This is a genomic window from Pseudothermotoga sp., assembly GCF_031962025.1.
Classification (GTDB): Bacteria; Thermotogota; Thermotogae; order Thermotogales; family DSM-5069; genus Pseudothermotoga_B.
In genome coordinates this window covers 1-18508 of record NZ_JAVRKW010000015.1, presented here as the reverse complement: position 1 = coordinate 18508, position 18508 = coordinate 1, and the positions used below count along the sequence as shown (strand labels likewise).

The following is an 18508-nucleotide window of genomic DNA, read 5'->3' as shown; positions in this document are numbered from 1 at the left end:
AAAATCACACCCTCCTTTTTAATGATACTATCTCTACTCTATCAGAACAATCCTCAGCACGATCTGCAATATCAGCAATACTTCTCACAAGTTCTTTGAGCTGAATCTTATGCCCATTTGAAATATCCATTCTGTAGATCTGTTTTATCAAACATCTCTCAACACCGTCGGCTTCGTGCTCTTTTTGTTCAACCAGCAGGACATGTTCTTCGATTTTTTCAAGATCTTCGAACAAATCCTTTATGGAAATTTTCAAAGCTTCGTATGTCTCAATGCAGATATCCAAAAGTTTCAACAGTTGGTTGTTCAAAGATTCAGGAATAACAGGATGTTCAAGCTCAAGTATATCAGCCACATATTCTGCTTTGTTTCCCACCTTATCTGCTGCCTCGATTATACCGAGCAGATCTCCTCTGAAGTTTGGCAAAAAGGCACCACTGTACATCATTGTTTCGGCTTCTCGCCTGGCAATATCTGCTTGGTGTTCGTAATATCTCACCTTTTCAGCCAACTGCTCAATTTCGTCGATTTTGTGATTCAAGTAGCTTTCGATGAGTTTTCTGAGTTCTATAAGTTCTGTGCTCATAACATCTAAATGTTCTAAAACCTTTTTTATAATCTCCTGCTCCTTTTTCCCAACTATCCAACCCATATTAACCTCCTCTCAGTAAAAGATAGAGTAAAGCGGAAATAGCACCAGCGACACATGGTGTCAACACTAAGCCAAGAACAATTCGGATCCTGGTTTTTCTACTGCTCAGGCGTTCACCTCTGCTCATGCCCGCACCTATCACTGCACCTATGGTGGACTGCGTAGCAGAAACCGGTACACCAATCAGCGAGAATATGAAAACATTTGTTGCCATGGAAATAGACGCAACAAGTGACGAAAAATGATCCAACAATATTATACTTTTTCCAATTACAAAAGTCATCCTTTTGCTAAAAACTAATATACCAAGACCTATGCAGACTCCGCCAGCAAATTGTGCCAGAGATGAGCTTAAGCCTCTTTTAACAAACGAACTGATGACATTGGCAACATTGTTAGCTCCAAGTGAATAAGCACTGTAGCAAACCGCTATGAAAGTCGCGTATCTGAGAAATAAGACCTGTAGATGAATGCTTCTCAATCGTCTGAAGACAGATGCCAGAATCTTGTACAGAACAAAAGCCAGAAAACTTGCAAAAAGTGGTGTGAAAAACCAGACAAGGGCTATTTTCAACAGGACAAACCATCTTATATTTTCAGGTCCACAGACTAACCCGATGCCAATCAATGAGCCGACAACAGCCTGAGAGACTGAACCTGGAGCTTTCAATGATATCATCAGAACCACGGTTAAACTCGCAGCCAGTATCGCCACCGAGGTCTGGTACTGATCGAGCGTGGTCAGACTGCTCAGTGTTTTTACACCTTCGCCACCGCCAAAGACAGCACCAAGAAGCACAAAAAGACTGCTGACCAAAACAGCCGTTCTTCGTTTTATTGATCCCACTGCCACAAGAGGACCAAAGATGCTCGCACCATCATTTGCCCCCAACACAAGACCAAGTGCAATACCAGGTACCAGATACAATAGATTCATCTTTACAAAGTTTTCCTCCTTCTTTAGCAAGTTTTAAACCTGCCGGGTGACTTGTAGAATTAACCTACATCACCGCCAATGTTATCCCTGCTTATTGTGTACAGGTCACTTGAAATTACACAGTGAAATCTATTATACAACTATGGCGAGCTTTGAGACAACCTGTTGACATTGCACTGTATGTTTAGTATAATTAATTAAACTACAGTGGGGGTAAAGAAGAGTGCTGTTCATCACTATTGGTGAAAGTCCCAGAGATGATGTGATCCCGGAGTTGCTAAATATAATCGATAAGAATTTCGCATACCACCAGATAGGTTTGATAGACGGCGTTGACCCATCTGTTTATGCACCAGCAGGTCCAGAAGATCTTCTTGTGAGCAAAAAGAAAGATGGTACGATTGTTTATATATCGCACAAATGGGTTTGCGAGAAACTTTCCTGTATGAAGTTCAACGAGCCTGCAGTTCTTCTTTGTACAGCAAAATTCGATGATGATAGATTGATTCTACCTTACAAGGTCATTAATTCGTTTTTTCAAGCACTACCAAAACTTCAGAGTGCAACTGTTGTTGTACCAGAGAAAGATCAGTGTGAAGACGCTCAGAAAAGATGGGCTAAAATTGCACACAATGTCAAATGTATGGCTTTTTCACCGTACACAGAAAGTTACATAGATTTTGATATAACAGATCAGCAGCTTGTTTACTTAGATTGTATAGGATTTACGTTGGAACACGAAAATTTTTTTAGGAAATACACAAAAGGTTTAGTTCTGAGTGCGAGAAAAATTCTGGGGAACTATTTAAGAACCTTACTCTAAAAGGGGGTGTTTGTATGAGAAGATGGGTTGTGGTGTTTCTTGTGGCAGTTTTATTTAGTGCTGTGTTAGCCACGCCAAACTACGATTCTACAATCACCGTTGGTTCAGATCAAAATCCAACGACTATGGATCCCGCCATGTATCAGGATTTAGCATCAGCACAGGTCATGAGAAATGTGTTTGAAACACTTGTTGCGTATGACGCAGAGGTCAAACAGATCCATCCACTTCTTGCTGAGTCGTGGGAAGTGAGTTCTGATCTGAAAGAATGGACCTTCAGGCTGAGAAAGGGAGTTCATTTTCAGAAAGGAAAATTCCAGGATGGCAGGGAAATGACTGCTGAAGATGTGAAGTACAGTTTTGAAAGAGAGATCGCAATTTCACCAATGGTAAGACTCTACATGGTAGATCGAGTAGAAGTTCTGGACAGATACACAGTGAAGATCATACTCAAGTATCCCTATGCACCATTTCTAACAGTTCTCACAGACATAGGAGCCGCTATTGTTCCCAGGGAAGAATGTGAAGGCTGGAAGGACGAGTTCACACTTCACCCGGTGGGAACAGGTCCATTCAAAATGGTCGAATGGGTAAAAGACAGCCACATGGTCTTTCAAAGGAATGAAGAATACTGGGGTGAAAAACCTTATTTGAAACAGATAGTCTACAAGTTTATACCGGATAAATCCGTCTTGACAGTTGCGCTGTTGAGTGGTCAGGTGGATATAACCAGCGATGTTCTTGACCAGGATATACCAAAGGTCAAGGCAAATCCGAATTGTGATGTAAAGATGGTTGGTGGCTGTAATGTCTATGCTGTTTATATGAATTCAATGAAGGGACCAACTGTCGATAGGAGAATCAGAGAGGCTTTCTTCCGTGGAATAGATGTGGAACAACTTGTCAAGGTTATCTTTCCAAACGGGACTGCTGAAGCAGCTTATGGTCCTATTCCAACGGGATCCTGGGCATACAATCCAGATGTCAAATCCTTCTATACTTCGTACGATCCGGAAAAGGCAAAACAACTTCTCAAAGAAGCAGGATACGAGAATAAACCCGTTAAATTAACCATTTTCACCCCGGAAGATCCAAACAGAAGAAAAGCTGCTGTGATAATTCAATCGATGCTCAAGAAAGTTGGCTTTGAAATTGAAGTTCAATCTCTTGAGTGGGGAGCTTTCACTGCAACTACATCCAAGGGAGATGCAGATGCTTACACGATTGGATGGACATGGTATCCCGACCCGGAATTTTTCATCTTTTACATGTTCCACTCTTCAAGAAAAGGAACTTATGGAAATGGTGGAGGTTATAACAACCCGCAGGTCGACAAATACATCGAACTCGGTGAATCTTCAGTTGACCAGACTCAAAGGACTGAATATTACAGAAAAGCAGAGGAATTGATCATGAAAGATCTGGTTTACTTCCCAATGTGGCACAAGCTGGTTGTAAATGGCGTGAACAAAAAAGTTCAGGGTTATAAACCATCACCCGATATGACGATCCGTCTATTCGCACCTGGTACAAATGTATGGGTCGAAAAATGACCAGGAGCGCTCATGCGCTCCTGGTTTTTGGAGTGGTTGAATGAGCAAATACATCGCAAAGAGACTGACTCAGGTTGTTCCAACGCTGTTTTTTGTTGTATTGACTGCTTTTCTGATAATGAAAATGATTCCGGGAGATCCAGCTATGGTGTTACTTGGTCCACAAGCACGATCTGAAGACATTGCACGTTTTAGACAGCAACTTGGTCTGGATAAACCGGTTCTGATACAATTTGTAATTTACTTGAAGAAAATTCTCACAGGAGATCTTGGTAGGTCACTCATATACAAACAGGATGTCCTGTCGCTGATCTTTGAAAGACTGCCAACAACTATCACGTTGAGCTTGTGCGCGCTATTCATATCCATAGTTATAGGTATTCCCTCAGGTATTCTGGCAGCTGTGAAGCACAACTCCTTTGTGGATTTATTTGTAACTATACTCTCTTTGGTAGGAATTTCTATTCCAATATTCTGGTTTGGTATGGTCCTGATAATTGTTTTTTCGCTGCAACTTGGCTGGTTACCGGCAGTTGGTATTGGTGATCCAGCCAAGGGTCTGTGGGATGTCGTAAGTCACTTCATATTACCGTCTTTCGCGCTGGGAATCCTTTCTACTGGAACTATTGCTCGTTTTACAAGATCAAGTATGCTTGAAGTGTTAAACCAGGATTACATAAGAACAGCTTACGCAAAGGGTCTTAAGAAAAGCTTGATACTCTATAGACACGCTTTGAAAAATGCATTGATACCAGTTGTGACGGTCATGGGTTTGCAACTGGGAAACTTGCTTGCCGGGGCTGTCCTGACAGAAACAGTTTTTGCCTTACCAGGACTTGGTAAATTGATGGTCGACGGGATATTCAGGCGTGATTATATGCTCGTTCAGGGAGAGGTTCTTTTCATAGCCATCATGTATATTTTTGTGAACCTCATAGTGGATATAATCTATGCTTTGATAAATCCAAAGATAAGGCAATCTTACAGGAGTGTGTGATAACAATATGAGATTTTTCAACAAGCAAATTGTCTTTGGACTGATGATAATTTTTACCAATATCTTTGCGGCGGTCTTTGCTCCAGTTCTGGCGACGCACCCTGTTGATGAAATGGATTTTGCCTATATCTTTGCAAAACCAGGTGAAGGTGGACATATTCTGGGAACAGATGATTATGGAAGGGATATATTCTCCAGGTTAGTGTATGGAAGCAGAGTATCGCTGATGGTTGGGGTAATCGCTGTGGGAATAGGTGCATTTATTGGGACTTTCTTTGGGATTCTCTCTGGGTATTTTGGAAGCTTTGTTGATACTCTGATCATGAGATTCACCGATGCTTTACTGTCCTTCCCGTATGTACTTCTTGCAATTGCTATGATGGCTGTTCTTGGTGCAGGGCTCTTCAATGCGATGCTTGCCATTGGAATTGTCATGGTACCGAGTTTTGCAAGAGTGGTGAGAAGTGCTGTGATGAACATAAAGAATGAAGAATTTGTGCTCGCCGCAAGATCAATGGGAGCTTCTCATTTGTGGATAATTTTTCAACACATCCTTCCAAATATAGTACCCGTGCTCATAGTTTATTCATCTTTGAATTTTGCCGGTGCAGTGATAAGTGAAGCCACTTTGAGCTTTTTAGGACTTGGTATCCAGCCGCCAACACCGTCATGGGGAAGTATGCTTTCAGAAGCAAAAAACTACCTTCAGACAGCCCCACACATGGCAGTATTCCCGGGACTTGCAATACTCATTACATGTCTTGGTTTTAACATACTCGGTGATGGTTTGCGAGATCTTTTAGATCCAAGACTCAAAAAATGAAAGGGTGATGAGTTTGAAAGAAAAAATTTGTGAAAAGATCGAACTTCTAAAGGACGAACTGGTAAAGATTGCAAAGAGCATTTTTGAGTTTTCAGAGCTTTCTTATCAAGAGTTCAAATCTTCGAAGCTGCTCGCTGATTTTCTGGAAAAAAATGGCTTTTCGGTTCAGAGAAAGGTCGGCGGGCTTGAGACAGCTTTTATCGCAACAGCGGGTCGCGGAAAACCAAAGATAGCTCTTCTGGCTGAATACGATGCGCTACCAACCATTGGCCATGCCTGTGGTCACAACATGATCGGTACTATGAGTTGCGGTGCGGCTGTTGGTCTTAAAAAAGCTATTGATTTACCTTTTACAATTACAGTAATCGGCTGTCCGGCGGAAGAGCATGGGGCAGGAAAGAAAGAACTCATAAAGGCTGGCATCTTTGAAGATGTCGATGTCGCTATGATGATTCATCCGGCTTCGATGAGTACAGGCTTTGATATTGCATACGCCATAAGACGTTTCAAAATAGAATTCTTTGGGAAGTCAGCACATGCAGCAGCAGATCCAGTAAAAGGCATCAATGCACTTGATGCGATGGTGCTTTTATTCAATTCAATAGGTCTTTTGAGACAACAACTTCCAGAAAAGGTTAGAATTCATGGAATAATCACCAACGGTGGACAGTCTTTTAACACTATTCCTGAGTACACCTGCGCGGAGATTGGTTTGAGAGCCTTAAGAATTGAGGAAGTAGACTTTCTGGAGCAAAAATTGAGAAAACTGGTACAGGGAGCATGTGATATGACAGGTTGCACCGGCAAAATCATCATGGAAGAAGAGATGCCCGAAGTTTACGTAAACGTTCCACTGGCAAGAGCACTTGAAGAAAACTACAAATTCGTCGGTGAAAAAGTTACAGCAAGGACGTATGAACAAGGTGTAGGTTCAACGGATATGGGCGCAGTAACACAGGTTGTTCCGGCAATTCACGCATACATCAACATAACAGGGGAAAAAGCGATACCAACGCACACAAAAGAGTTTGCTCAGGCAGCTAACTCAGAGTACGGTTATGATGCTATGATAAGGGCTACCAAAGCCCTTGCGTTAACCGCGTTTGATCTTGCAGATTCAAACCTCCTCGAACAGGTCAAGGAATATTTCATCAACAGGAGGAGAGAGTTTTGAATCTTCTTTTATCTGTTGAAGACTTGGCTGTGGAGTTCAAAACTTTTGGTGTAAAGCTCAGAGCACCAGATGGTGTTTCTTTTGAAATTTTTGAAAATGAGTGTGTTGGAATAGTAGGAGAGAGCGGTTCAGGTAAGAGTGTAACTGCTCTTGCAATAATGGGACTTGTTCCAAAACCGCAGGGGGAAATTGTCAGAGGAAAAATCATATTCGAAGGCAAGGACCTTACAAAAACTTCCACTCACCCTCGCGGCACAAAAATAAGTATGGTCTTTCAGAATCCATTGAATTCTCTCAATCCCAGCATAAAGATAGGAAAGCAACTTTCAGAGGTTCTTGAGCAGCACTACGGTATGTCATACGCAGAGGCAATAGATAGAGTTATCCTGGTGATGAGGCAACTTGGCATCCCACAACCAGAAGAAATGATCGAAAGATACCCTTTTGAATACAGTGGTGGAATGAGACAAAGGGCTATGATAGCAATGGCGATGCTGTGCAACCCAAAACTGCTTATAGCTGATGAACCAACTACTGCCCTTGATGTAACGATACAGGCTCAGATCATACAGCTTTTCAAAAAATTGAAAAATGAGTCAAAAACTTCGATTCTCTTCATAAGCCATGATCTGAGTGTTGTCTCTCAAATTGCCGATAGAGTTATTGTGATGTACGCAGGAAAGGTATGTGAGATATCCGACACAAAGAAGATTTTTGAAAAACCCTTGCATCCATACACCGCTGGTTTGATTTCGTCCATACCGGACATGAAAGAGAGAAAGACAAGATTCAAATCAATCGAAGGAAGTATACCAAGCCTTGTCAATCCGCCAACTGGATGCAGATTTCACCCAAGATGCTCACAAAAGATGCCGATTTGTGCTGAAAGAGAACCAGAAGATTTTTCAGTAGATGGCAGAGTGGTGAAATGCTGGTTTTACAAAGGGGTTGGCTAACAGATGCTCTTGAGAGTCGAAAACCTGTATAAAGATTTTCCGGTGGAATTCAGCATCTTTGGAAAACCCACCAGATTTTTGAGGGCTGTGCAGGGAGTTTCTTTTGAAGTAGAAAAAGGTTCGATATTCAGCATAGTCGGCGAAAGTGGCTCTGGCAAATCAACGATCGCTCGGATTTTGAGCGGGATTTACAAACCTTCTTCGGGGAAGATCTTTTATGAAGGCAGACCATTTGAAAACAGAAAAAATCGTGATATTCAAATGGTTTTTCAAGATCCAGATACTTCATTGGATCCAAGAAAAACGGTATTATTCATCGTTGAAGAAGGATTGCGTATATACAGGATCTCAAACAAAAGCGAACGCAGAAAACTCGTTACAAACACGATTATATCTGTTGGTTTGACCGAAGATGTGCTCAAAAAATACCCTCACCAATTGAGTGGTGGGCAGAAGCAGAGGGTTGCAATTGCAAGATCTTTGATTCTCAAACCAAAACTGATGATACTGGATGAGCCAACCTCTGCTCTGGATGTATCGGTTCAGGCGCAGATACTCAATTTGCTTATGGAAATAAAAGAGAAATACGGACTGACCTATATATTCATCACCCACGATCTAAAAGTTGTAAATCACATTTCAGATCAGACAATGGTTATGTATTTGGGCCAGATCATGGAAATAGGCAAAACGGAATACATTATGCAAGAGCCATTGCATCCTTATACAAAAGGACTCATGGAATCTGTACCAAAAATTGGTACAAGTTTTGTGGATTTTTCCATAAAAGGTGAAATACCAAGCCCATTGAATCCGCCTGAAGGATGTGTTTTTAGAACAAGATGTCCCATGGCTTTCAAAAAGTGTTTCGAAAAACCAGAACTCGTTGAAGTCAGGGGTAGAAAAGTCAGATGCCATCTGTACACAAAGGAGGTATGAGAAGTGTTGTCCCAGGTTCTTACCATTATGGAACTGCTGGATGACCCGAAGATCGATGGTAAAGCCGTGTGTGAATTGTTCAAAAGCTACAGAGGCGTTAAAACAGAATTTGAGAGAATTATAACCCCACGAGGAAAAACAGACATAGTGAGGATAACAATAGAAGGAGAAAATGAAAAAGCACCAGTCCTTGGAATCATTGGGCAGCTTGGAGGTGTGGGGGCAAGACCTCAGATGGTTGGAGTTGTGAGCGATGCAGATGGCGCAGTTGTGGCACTTGCAACTGCCTTGAAAATAGCACAGATGAGAGAAAAAGGCGATATCCTTGCGGGAACGGTTTACATAGCGACACATATTTGCCCAGATGCGCCGACAGTTGAGCACAAGCCAGTACCGTTCATGGACTCACCCATCGGTGTAAGAGAGGCTTTAAGGTCAATGTTAAAGAGAAATGTTGATGCCATTCTTTCAGTAGATACAACCAAGGGAAACCGCATTGCAAAGAAAAAGGGATTTGCAATTTCACCAACTGTGTTCAAAGGTTATATACTAAAAGTAGCAGATGATTTGCTGGATATATACGAAAGAGTTTGTGGAACAGTGCCATTTGTTTTGCCAATAACAATTCAAGATATCACACCTTATGGCAATGGAGTGTATCATTTAAATAGCATAATGCAACCCTGTACTGTTGTTGATGTACCTGTTGTGGGTGTTGCTATCACAACTGAGGTACCGGTTGCAGGTTGTGCAACGGGAGCTTCACATGAAATAGATATAGAACTTGCTTCTCGTTTTTGCGTCGAAGTGGCAAAATATTTCGGTAGAGGGCAAATAAATTTCTACGATAAAGAAGAGTTTGAAAAACTACAAAATCTTTATGGGGACTTGACTTTTCTTGTATCAGGAAAGGGGTGTGACGGATGAGCGGTAATGAACTTGACAACATAGGTGGGAAGATAAGAACGTTGAGACAATCCAAACAAATGACTGTCAGGGAACTTGCCAAACTGGCAGACGTTACTCCTGGATTGATAAGCCAGATTGAACATGGCAGAGTTTCACCTTCTTTGAGTACTCTCAAAAGAATCCTTGCAGCACTTGGAGAAACTATCATTTCTCTTGTTGAGCAGGATGTCGGTGAACAGGCTCTCAAGGGAATTGTTCGAAAAGAAGAAAGGCGAAAGGTTTTCGTGTCAAAGGGTCTCACTTACGAACTCATTTCTGCGAAAAACAGGGCTTACTCGATGTTCATTTCCTACCTTGAACCCGGTTATGATAGTGGGGAAAATTTCTATTCGCATGAAGGCATCGAATCGGGGTTGATCATTCAAGGATCAGTCAAAATATCAGTTGGTGACAAATCAATTGTGCTTAACGAAGGTGATAGTATAACTTATCCATCCACGATACCGCACAAATGGAGGAATGTCGGTAATGTAACTGCTGTGGGAGTATGGGTTGTAAGTCCACCCAGTTTTTAGGAAAAAACATATCGTTTGTAGAAAAGATACCCAGGGAGTGAAAAGGTTGTTCAATGCCAATTTTCAGATAATAAAAACAGGGATGGATGTTGCAATGCTCAGGCAAAATGTCCATGCTCAGAATATTGCCAATGCCGAGACACCGGGGTATAAAAGAAAATACGTGGTTTTTGAAGAACTTCTCAAAGAGTCTTTGAGATTACAATTAGCCACTACAGATAAAAAGCACATTCAAAGCACAGAAAAACTGCCGCAACCGAAAGTAGAGCAAGAAAAGAATTTCTTTTATAAGAATGATGAAAACGGTGTAGATATAGATTTTGAAATCGCTCAGATGACTGCAAATGGTTTGAGATATGAAGTTCTTTCAAGGTTGATGTCCAAGAACATAGAATATTACAATATAGTTTTGAGGAGTGCATGATAAAATGAACGAGTTTTTGATAATGAATGTCAGTGCTTCTGGGATGACTGCCCAGAGGTTGAGAATCGACGTAATTTCAAGCAATATAGCCAACTCTGAAACAACGAGAACTCAAAATGGTACGCCATACAGAAGGCGTGTCCCCATTTTCTCAGAATATCTGATGAAAGATGGGAATGTCAAAAGCAGTGGTGTCAGAGTATCGAGAATTGAAGAAGACCCATCGCCTTTCAGATTGATTTACGATCCAACACATCCAGATGCCGATGAAAATGGCTATGTAAGTCTTCCAAATGTCAATGTTCTAAGAGAAATGGTAGACTTGATAAGTGCACAGAGGTCATACGATGCGAATGTTGCAGCCTTCAATGTGACAAAAGCCATGATGAACAGCGCTCTTCAAATAGGAAGGGGATGATTGAATGATCGATAAGATACCAAACATAGGGCAAAATCCAGCTCAGGCAGGTCAGACTTTTCAGAAAAAAAGCGAAGCAGATTTTGCGGATATACTCAAAAATGCCATAGAGAAGGTCAACCAGATACAGAAAAATGCAGAACAGATGTCTGCAGATTTTGCCCTTGGAAAGATAAGTAATATACATGAAGTAATCATCGAAGCTGAAAAAGCTACGATAGCATTGAGATTGACAACGGAAGTTAGGAACAGAATCGTACAGGCTTACCAGGAAATCATGAGAATGCAGATTTGATTCAAATACAGCTCAAAATCTTCTGCAAATGCTGTTGCAGGCTCTGCAATGAAAGATGTCTTTTTCCTATTTCAAAATTCTTCTGGACATTCTCCGATAAAGCTTTTTTATCGAACAACAATTCACTCAGTTTTTTTGCTGCTTTTTCGAGCACGTCAACGTCAACTTTGTACAATCCTTCGCTCTGATCGTAAAAGACTCTGTCACCCAAGGATATGAAGTCAAACCCAAGAGGTGCGATATCAGCTTTGTAAACCGGATACTCAAAGACAACGAGTGGTTTTTTGGAAAAAACTGCTTCTATCAGTTGATTACCCCAGCCTTCGATTATTGAGGTATAAGTTACAGCATCTGAAATTGCGTACATATCCCAGAGTGAGTAATATTTCTCAAAATTGACAAACCTGACAGATTTGACTTTCCCAAATGCAAAGTGAGTTTGATAGGACATTTTTTTAGCTTTACTGATGAGCCTTTCATAATAATCCTTGGATTCATCTTCAAAGAATCCAGCAACAACAAAATGGACCTTACCTGGTGCGGTTTTGCAAAACTGTTCAACAAAATCCATCGCTATCTCTATGGCTTTTCTTTGTACAATTCTTGTGGCGTGAAGTATCACAAGATCTTTTTCGCTTATACCGAGCTCCTCTTTGAGACCTTTATTGTAATCGTCGATCAGCCATTCTGGTTGATCGAAATCAAAGACATTGGGTACAACTATGGAATCAATCTTTTTACGTTTGAATAATTCTTTCTGTGCAAGACTGTTGATCGTGATATGAAGTATCCCATCTGGAGGAAAATAATCTTTTAAGATCTCCTGTACAAAATGGCTCTTTGGTGAAGAGTATCTTTCTCTTTCCCAGTAAAAATCATGGTGATGTCCAACGATTTTTATCTTTTTCTTTTTCGCATATTCTGTTATTGCAACGGCAGCAGCCAGGTTGAAGCCAAGAGAGAGTATGTTGTTGACTATCAAAAGGTCCACAGGTGGAACTTCTGTTTCGAGCTCTTCCTGGATCTGAAGAACATACTGTTCAAACATATCAGAATTTGTCAATGGCGTTAACACAAAAAGGTGAGAGTTCACTTAACAATCTCGTGCAGGAATTTATGAACTGTTGCTGTGGCTACGCCCTGTTCCCAATCGGCTTGGGCAATAGAGAAGGTTATGTTGTTTATGAATTCACGGTTGAATCTGCTTACAATGTACTCTTTCAACAACTCTGCCATCTGTTTGCTGACCATACCTTCTCCGAGCAGGAAGACTTTGGAAGGTTTTAGAATCATCAAAAGATTACCAATGACTGTTCCGAGCATCTGAAAAGCCTTTGTGTAGTAACTCTCTACTGATTTAAAATCTCTGGCAGCTAAATTTCTGATCTGCTCTATGCTTTCTCTGTATTTTTCTTCTTCATTTCTTGCAAAATCTTGGAAATCTATCTTCTGGTTTTTATAAACTTTAAGCACTGCGTACTCGGACGCATGGTATTCAAGACAACCTGTTTGTCCACAGTAACATCTTCCGTCTGAAGAGACAATCGTGTGCCCGATTTCAAAATGTTGAGCTTGACCCTTTGTCCACAGACTTGCTCCTATACCTGTACCGTATGTGAGCACGAGAAAATCAGATTTTTCTGTTTTTGACAGAGCATAACACAGAGCATCTGTGTCGTTCATCAAAATAAATCTTTTAATTTGAAAGTCCTTAAGCAGAAGTTTTCCCAGATCAAGATCACTTACATTCATCAAATGGGAAATCACAATTTTGCCATTTTCGACTATACCAGAAGAGCAAACTCCAACACCAAGAAGGTTATCGCAACGAAGATGTTCAAGTACATCTTCAAAAGCCTTTGTGTAGCCGTCGTTGTTCCTCAAGTGCGAAAGGACTCTTAGACCGTGGGTCTTAAGTGGTTTCATGGTCGCATCAAACAGCGTACCCCGTACCTCTTCTCTACCGATTTTGACACCTATCACAGACCAGGCATGTGGGTTTATTCTCACAGCCTGGGATGGTCTTCCTCTGCTGTGGGTTATCTGATCAGATTGCAGTAAGCCTTCTTCTTCAAGTTCCCTGATTATATAGCTAAGAGTACTCAAAGAAAGATTTGTCGCGCGGGATATCTCCACACGCGACATTCTTTTGTGATCAAAAATGTTCTTTACAACACTCACCTTGTTTTTCTTTCTCAAAACAGGCGCTGGCAATTACTTCACCTCATTTTTCACTGGCGCCTGAAGCTGTCAACTATGGCTTTTTCAAGTCCCCGCTTTTACAAGCCGCTGGTAGTTGACCCCAGAAATACTTTCAAATAATTTTTGAGATTGACCGTTATTATGAAATTCTCTATCACGATCTTTTTCCCGGCTTGCCCCATCTTTTTTCGAAGCTCTTCGTCTTTTATCAATCTGATTATATACTCTGCAAGTTCTTCCTTATCATGTGCAAGATACCCGGACTCCCCGTGTTTTATCTGTATCTTTACACCGCCGGCAGGTCTTGCAACAACAGGTACATTCTTGTAAAGAGCTTCGCTGATGACCAGTCCAAAACCTTCTCTTGTTGCAGTGTGAAGTGCCACAGTTGATGCCCTCTGAATCGCATTGACTTCCCTGTTGCCCACGCCGTTCAGATTGGTGCAAAAGATTATGTCCTGATCTGTTCCTGCATACCTTGCAACCTTTTCAAAGAAAATCCAGCCTTCAGGATCATCAGAAGCCATTGCTGAAACAATCGCCAGCTGGACAGATGGCTCTACTTTCTTAACCATTCTGTACACATCTATCGCCGAAAAAAGATCTTTCCACGGATCAAATCTCGCAACGACGGTTATCAAAGGTCTTTTTGGGTCTATATTCAATCTGCTTAGTGTCTTTTGTACGAAATCATTATCCAACTGAATATTTTTTTCACTCAAAGGATCTATGCTCGGTGGAAAGGCAGTGCACTTATCGGTAAAATCCTGTGGAAAATATTCTTGAAGGTGAAAGATCATTCTGTCGTAATCTTTCAGATATTTTGTGAATCTCTCCCACACCGCTTTGTTTGGTGTTGAAAGATCTATATGGCATCTCCAGAGCCATTTTGCAGAAGGTTTCGTCTTTGCAAACAACCTTATCGCGGCTGGTTGTGGATCGTGAATCACTATTATGTCTGCATCTTCGCTTATTATCTGTGCATTCTTGCGACAAATTTCTTCGTACAGCTGCCATTCCTGCTCGGAGATCTCGATTTTTGCTCCCTGAAGTGTGTTGTGGAATTTTTTGGTGACATTGAAAAACTCATTGGGCGCTTCTATTGCATGCCACTCGGCGTCAATTCCAACAGATCTCATCAACGGTACCAGATTCTGCAAGATCTCCGCAACTCCTCCACCAAAAGCTGTTGCATTCACATGTACCACTTTTTTTCCTTTAAGTGGTTCTGCCAGCTTTTTTATTTTTTCGATTTCTCCGTTAATTATGTTTCTGTATTCTTCGATAGACCTGTCTTTCAGTTCAACTCTCATACCAAATTATTCCTCCTTTTACTTTAAAGACCAGCCAATCATACCCTTTATGTAGTATCTCTGCAACAGCAGGTATACAAGTATTGGAACGATCATAACTATTATTGCCGCCGAAGACAAAAGCCCCCAGTCGACATGGTAAACACCTCTCATCAGTGGTATTCTCTGCGTTGCAAGGAGTTTATCTGGAGAGTATATGATTATCAATGCCAGGAAAAAATCGCTCCAGACCCAGGTGAATTGCAGAGCAAAGGCAGATCCTATAGCTGGTAAAGCCATTGGCAAAACAATTTTGAAAAAGGTCGTTATATCATTCGCACCGTCTATCCTTGCGGCTTCCTCCATCGCTCTTGGTATGGTCACAAAAAAATTCCTCATAAAGAAAGTGATCCACGGGATACCCCATGCCGTATGGACTATGATCAGCCCAAGATAACTGTCTATTAAGTTCATGGCATTCAAAAGTTGAAAAATTGGCACGGCAATTGTTTGCTGTGGGAGAGCCAAAGTGATAACCACAAGTGTAAACAGCGGTATCTTCAAACTGAACCTGTACCTTGAAAAACCGTATCCAGCCATCGTACCGAGTATGAGTGGAAGAATCGTTGCAGGAACTGCTACTATGAGTGAGTTCACAATTCCTTTTGACAAAGCCGCTGTAGGGTGATTCAGGGCATTCACAAAATTCATAAAGCTCGGTGTGAATGAATCAAATTTCCACCACCCGTTCAAAAGTTCATCGAGTGGTCTTATCGCAGTCATAAAAACTCCGAAAAATGGGATTATCCATATAAAAGCAATAAGCCATCCAAAGAGTGTATAGAAAAACTTTTTCATACCTGATCATCCTTCACAGATCTAAGAAGTGAAAGTCCAACACTCATGGTCGATAAGGTCAAAATAACAGCCACAACAGCCGAACGGTTGAAATCAAGAGCTCTGAATGCATAGGTGTACATCTGCAAAGCAAGGACATTTGAAGCCCCACCCGGACCACCCATCGTTGCAATATAGACAATATCAAAAACCTTCAATTCCCACAGCAGGGTCATGGTCACAACAACTACTGTCACCGGTCTGAGAAGTGGCACAGTCACCTTCGTGAAGATCTTCCATGGTCCTGCACCATCAAGCTGTGCGGCTTCGTAGTAATCCTTTGGTATAGTTTCCAAACCGGCGGAATACAGTATCACCGAAAAACCCGTCCAGAGCCAGACAGAACCGAAGATCAAAGACAGTAAAGCACTATCTGGATGAGCAGTCCATGTCCTTGGCTGAACACCAAAAAGACTCAGAAGTCCATTCACAACACCGAGATTTCTGTCAAAAATGAAACTTATCATCACTCCACCAACGATCATAGGCATAACCATGCCAAGAAAAATGATGGATTTTATTATCGAACCACCACGAACATTTTTCAAAAACACAGAAAGGAATAATCCAAGAATAACTGTTAAAGGCAGGTGAATCGCTATCCAGAGTAAATTATGAATAAGGGCTCCCAGGGGAAATCCCCTGGAAAAGCCCCTGATATCGAATATTTCCTTGCTCTTGAGAACATTCACGTAATTTTTGAACCCAACGAATTTTCCATTTGAATCAAGAAAACTCAACAGAACAGTTTTTACAACTGGATAGACAACAAAAATCAACAACAAAACTACAGCAGGTAGAATGAAAAACAAAACGTAATGCTTTCTGCTTTTCATAACTTTTTGTCACTTCTTTGGTGCCTTCTGCTGCAGTGTTTCTATGACATCGCTCAATCTCTGCGGCTGTACCCAGAGCAGTTTCAACTGATCCCAGAACGCAGGTTGGAACTCGCCTCCTATGGAATCATCCAGGTCTGGTAGAGCCACCACGCCCTCTATTATCTTGGCAACTTCTCTATCAACAGGCGGATAGTTTGAAAGATCAATTCCAACTGCCGTTGCTATATGACCACCCTGCTTTACCTGAACAGCCTGTCCCTGCGGACCAGTGAGCCATGCGATGAGTTTCTTTGCCTCTTCAGGATACTGGGTGTACTTCGGTACAAACACATAATCAGCACCAAAGACAACACCCCTTGCACCGGGCAGTGAGAAAACACCGAGATCGTTTGGATCATCAACCATACCGGTTATCCAGCTACCCATGAAATAAAGTCCATAATCTCCATTCCACCACTGTTTGAGAACAAGAGTCCACTCTGTTGGTTCACCAAAATACTTTTTTTCAAGCAGAAAAGTCAACTTTTCAAACGCATTTTTGACAATGTAGCTGTTCCATCTGACATTGCCTTCAATCAGATCAAGCTGTAGCTCTGGACCTCCAAAGGTTATCAAGAAGTGTTCTGTCACATCTGAAAGAGGCCAGCCGACGCCATCACCGCTTGCTATTGGTGCTTTTATTGATGGTATTTTTTTGATTTTTTCAAGCAGTGCGACAAATTCTTCCCAGGTTTTAGGTGGTTGCAATCCATACTTTTCAAAGAACGATTTTCTGTACCAGAAACCTGGTTTGACCTTTCCAGTGTAGGCAGCACCGTACAGCTCCTTACCGACTTTCACAGCATCGAGTGATCCGGGCAGGTACTTGGATTCGTCTATAACATTGGTAAGAGGCATGATGTGCCCTTTTTGTCCGTATTCTCTTATGAAACTTGCCCACATGAAAATGACATCACCCGGTGTTCTTTTAGCCGCAAACTGCGCGGGTAACAAATTTGCAAGATCCTCTGCCCTGTAAATCTTGTACTCGATCTTTATCCCTGTCTGCTTTTCGAACTCCTGAAGAACAGGCATGAACCCCTGCATTTCGGCTCCGGACCATGGACCAATGACGGTGAGTGTTACGGCACTCAGAACAGTCGCCAGTAGCGTTAAACAAACAACAATCCACCTTGACATACTACTCCCTCCCCTTGTGGTGTAATCTGATTTTTGTTGTAACATGAATTAATTCTATAGAAATAATACCGCAAGATATGAAACCTGTCAAGTCATACTCTTTAAATTTAGATCGTGCTCAAAAGACATCCTTCTAATGATTTGTGATAAACTAAAAAAGAAACCAGACAAAAAAGACACGCTGTAAAAAAATTTATGGTACAATATATATGTAATTCAAAAAACCAGCTGTAGTAGCTGATAAAAAGCAGATTCACAAAGAAATGGTCAAAAAATATAGCCGTGAATATTATTAAATACCACCTACATCACAAACGGTCTTTGAAAAGTCAATATTAAATACTTATCTCAGTGCGATGTACACAAGATTAGTTCATGTATACTTTCAAAATACTTTGTGAAAAGCCATTTTGAAAAATACCCACATTTCAAAAATGCACTTTCACCCAACAGGTTACGAATCAGCATCACAAAACAACAAAACCACAAAAATCGACTAAAAATTAGCCAGCAAATAACTTACTTAACACTAGGAGTCGAATTTTAGACACAAATAACCATCTATCTATGCTACTCCCAGAAAGGTACCGTCCGAATGAAGATACTCTCTGAAAGAGATGGAAA

The 18508-nt window shown here is 41.3% G+C and carries 20 protein-coding genes; 12 read left to right on the top strand and 8 right to left on the bottom strand.

Annotated elements, in window-relative coordinates; all coding sequences use genetic code 11:
* Positions 1 to 4 precede the first annotated feature (4 nt).
* Positions 5 to 652 carry a TIGR00153 family protein gene (locus AC4E92_RS09050; RefSeq protein ID WP_490240269.1) on the bottom strand — a complete coding sequence of 216 codons (648 nt, stop codon included), beginning with the start codon at positions 650 to 652 and terminating at the stop codon, positions 5 to 7.
* Between the two features lies 1 nt (position 653).
* On the bottom strand, positions 654 to 1589 hold the full coding sequence (locus tag AC4E92_RS09045) for an inorganic phosphate transporter (RefSeq protein WP_490240268.1): 936 nt from the start codon (positions 1587 to 1589) through the stop codon (positions 654 to 656).
* A 223-nt stretch (positions 1590 to 1812) separates the two neighbouring features.
* Here AC4E92_RS09045 and AC4E92_RS09040 point away from each other — a divergent pair, with 223 nt between their 5' ends.
* The 12 genes from AC4E92_RS09040 to fliE are packed head-to-tail and all read left to right on the top strand — an operon-like array spanning position 1813 to position 11475.
* A complete protein-coding gene (locus AC4E92_RS09040) occupies positions 1813 to 2412 on the top strand; it encodes an AroM family protein (protein ID WP_490240267.1) in 600 nt (199 codons plus the stop codon).
* Positions 2413 to 2426: 14 nt separating this feature from the next.
* Complete coding sequence (locus AC4E92_RS09035; RefSeq protein ID WP_490240266.1) at positions 2427 to 3965, top strand: ABC transporter substrate-binding protein; 1539 nt, start codon at positions 2427 to 2429, stop codon at positions 3963 to 3965.
* Between the two features lie 40 nt (positions 3966 to 4005).
* Positions 4006 to 4962 (top strand): ABC transporter permease, encoded by a 957-nt coding sequence (locus AC4E92_RS09030; protein ID WP_490240265.1) that lies wholly within the window; start codon positions 4006 to 4008, stop codon positions 4960 to 4962.
* Between the two features lie 7 nt (positions 4963 to 4969).
* On the top strand, positions 4970 to 5785 hold the full coding sequence (locus AC4E92_RS09025; RefSeq protein WP_490240264.1) for an ABC transporter permease: 816 nt from the start codon (positions 4970 to 4972) through the stop codon (positions 5783 to 5785).
* Between the two features lie 7 nt (positions 5786 to 5792).
* Positions 5793 to 6959: a M20 family metallopeptidase gene (locus AC4E92_RS09020; RefSeq protein ID WP_490240263.1), complete on the top strand. Its 1167-nt coding sequence runs from the start codon at positions 5793 to 5795 to the stop codon at positions 6957 to 6959.
* On the top strand, positions 6956 to 7915 hold the full coding sequence (locus AC4E92_RS09015) for an ABC transporter ATP-binding protein (RefSeq protein WP_490240262.1): 960 nt from the start codon (positions 6956 to 6958) through the stop codon (positions 7913 to 7915). Before AC4E92_RS09020 ends, AC4E92_RS09015 begins: the two co-directional genes overlap by 4 nt.
* A gap of 3 nt (positions 7916 to 7918) precedes the next feature.
* Entirely contained in the window at positions 7919 to 8854 is a 936-nt protein-coding gene (locus AC4E92_RS09010; RefSeq protein ID WP_490240261.1) for an ABC transporter ATP-binding protein, read from the top strand.
* A 3-nt stretch (positions 8855 to 8857) separates the two neighbouring features.
* The gene (locus AC4E92_RS09005; RefSeq protein ID WP_490240260.1) at positions 8858 to 9781 is read left to right on the top strand and encodes a DUF1177 domain-containing protein; all 924 of its coding nucleotides are present in this window, start codon (positions 8858 to 8860) and stop codon (positions 9779 to 9781) included.
* A complete protein-coding gene (locus tag AC4E92_RS09000) occupies positions 9778 to 10338 on the top strand; it encodes a cupin domain-containing protein (RefSeq protein ID WP_490240259.1) in 561 nt (186 codons plus the stop codon). The genes AC4E92_RS09005 and AC4E92_RS09000 overlap by 4 nt, the downstream gene beginning before the upstream one ends.
* A 46-nt stretch (positions 10339 to 10384) precedes the next feature.
* Positions 10385 to 10762: a flagellar basal body rod protein FlgB gene (gene flgB, locus AC4E92_RS08995; protein WP_490240258.1), complete on the top strand. Its 378-nt coding sequence runs from the start codon at positions 10385 to 10387 to the stop codon at positions 10760 to 10762.
* Positions 10763 to 10766: 4 nt separating this feature from the next.
* On the top strand, positions 10767 to 11180 hold the full coding sequence (gene flgC, locus AC4E92_RS08990) for a flagellar basal body rod protein FlgC (RefSeq protein WP_490240257.1): 414 nt from the start codon (positions 10767 to 10769) through the stop codon (positions 11178 to 11180).
* Positions 11181 to 11184: 4 nt separating this feature from the next.
* Positions 11185 to 11475 (top strand): flagellar hook-basal body complex protein FliE, encoded by a 291-nt coding sequence (gene fliE / locus AC4E92_RS08985; RefSeq protein WP_490240256.1) that lies wholly within the window; start codon positions 11185 to 11187, stop codon positions 11473 to 11475.
* Position 11476: 1 nt separating this feature from the next.
* Here the strand turns inward: fliE and AC4E92_RS08980 are convergent, their stop codons facing one another.
* The 6 genes from AC4E92_RS08980 to AC4E92_RS08955 form a co-directional block, all read right to left on the bottom strand.
* A complete protein-coding gene (locus AC4E92_RS08980) occupies positions 11477 to 12568 on the bottom strand; it encodes a glycosyltransferase (RefSeq protein WP_490240255.1) in 1092 nt (363 codons plus the stop codon).
* On the bottom strand, positions 12565 to 13689 hold the full coding sequence (locus tag AC4E92_RS08975; RefSeq protein ID WP_490240254.1) for an ROK family transcriptional regulator: 1125 nt from the start codon (positions 13687 to 13689) through the stop codon (positions 12565 to 12567). The genes AC4E92_RS08980 and AC4E92_RS08975 overlap by 4 nt, the downstream gene beginning before the upstream one ends.
* Positions 13690 to 13754: 65 nt before the next feature.
* On the bottom strand, positions 13755 to 14990 hold the full coding sequence (locus AC4E92_RS08970) for a glycosyltransferase (RefSeq protein WP_490240253.1): 1236 nt from the start codon (positions 14988 to 14990) through the stop codon (positions 13755 to 13757).
* A gap of 18 nt (positions 14991 to 15008) precedes the next feature.
* Positions 15009 to 15827, bottom strand: coding sequence for a carbohydrate ABC transporter permease (locus AC4E92_RS08965; protein WP_490240252.1), 819 nt, complete (start codon positions 15825 to 15827; stop codon positions 15009 to 15011).
* A complete protein-coding gene (locus AC4E92_RS08960) occupies positions 15824 to 16702 on the bottom strand; it encodes a carbohydrate ABC transporter permease (protein WP_490240251.1) in 879 nt (292 codons plus the stop codon). The genes AC4E92_RS08965 and AC4E92_RS08960 overlap by 4 nt, the downstream gene beginning before the upstream one ends.
* Before the next feature lie 9 nt (positions 16703 to 16711).
* Positions 16712 to 17884: an ABC transporter substrate-binding protein gene (locus tag AC4E92_RS08955; protein WP_490240250.1), complete on the bottom strand. Its 1173-nt coding sequence runs from the start codon at positions 17882 to 17884 to the stop codon at positions 16712 to 16714.
* Between the last annotated feature and the right edge of the window lie 624 nt (positions 17885 to 18508).

Excerpts from the sequence above, each read along its gene's own strand:
- AC4E92_RS09030 (WP_490240265.1), top strand. The coding sequence starts at position 4,006 with ATGAGCAAATACATCGCAAAGAGACTGACTCAGGTTGTTCCAACGCTG.
- AC4E92_RS09025 (WP_490240264.1), top strand. The coding sequence starts at position 4,970 with ATGAGATTTTTCAACAAGCAAATTGTCTTTGGACTGATGATAATTTTT.
- fliE (WP_490240256.1), top strand. The coding sequence starts at position 11,185 with ATGATCGATAAGATACCAAACATAGGGCAAAATCCAGCTCAGGCAGGT.
- AC4E92_RS09035 (WP_490240266.1), top strand. The coding sequence starts at position 2,427 with ATGAGAAGATGGGTTGTGGTGTTTCTTGTGGCAGTTTTATTTAGTGCT.
- AC4E92_RS09045 (WP_490240268.1), bottom strand. The coding sequence starts at position 1,589 with ATGAATCTATTGTATCTGGTACCTGGTATTGCACTTGGTCTTGTGTTG.
- AC4E92_RS09000 (WP_490240259.1), top strand. The coding sequence starts at position 9,778 with ATGAGCGGTAATGAACTTGACAACATAGGTGGGAAGATAAGAACGTTG.
- AC4E92_RS08960 (WP_490240251.1), bottom strand. The coding sequence starts at position 16,702 with ATGAAAAGCAGAAAGCATTACGTTTTGTTTTTCATTCTACCTGCTGTA.
- AC4E92_RS08965 (WP_490240252.1), bottom strand. The coding sequence starts at position 15,827 with ATGAAAAAGTTTTTCTATACACTCTTTGGATGGCTTATTGCTTTTATA.
- AC4E92_RS09020 (WP_490240263.1), top strand. The coding sequence starts at position 5,793 with ATGAGTTTGAAAGAAAAAATTTGTGAAAAGATCGAACTTCTAAAGGAC.
- AC4E92_RS09010 (WP_490240261.1), top strand. The coding sequence starts at position 7,919 with ATGCTCTTGAGAGTCGAAAACCTGTATAAAGATTTTCCGGTGGAATTC.
- AC4E92_RS08970 (WP_490240253.1), bottom strand. The coding sequence starts at position 14,990 with ATGAGAGTTGAACTGAAAGACAGGTCTATCGAAGAATACAGAAACATA.
- flgC (WP_490240257.1), top strand. The coding sequence starts at position 10,767 with ATGAACGAGTTTTTGATAATGAATGTCAGTGCTTCTGGGATGACTGCC.
- AC4E92_RS08955 (WP_490240250.1), bottom strand. The coding sequence starts at position 17,884 with ATGTCAAGGTGGATTGTTGTTTGTTTAACGCTACTGGCGACTGTTCTG.
- AC4E92_RS09050 (WP_490240269.1), bottom strand. The coding sequence starts at position 652 with ATGGGTTGGATAGTTGGGAAAAAGGAGCAGGAGATTATAAAAAAGGTT.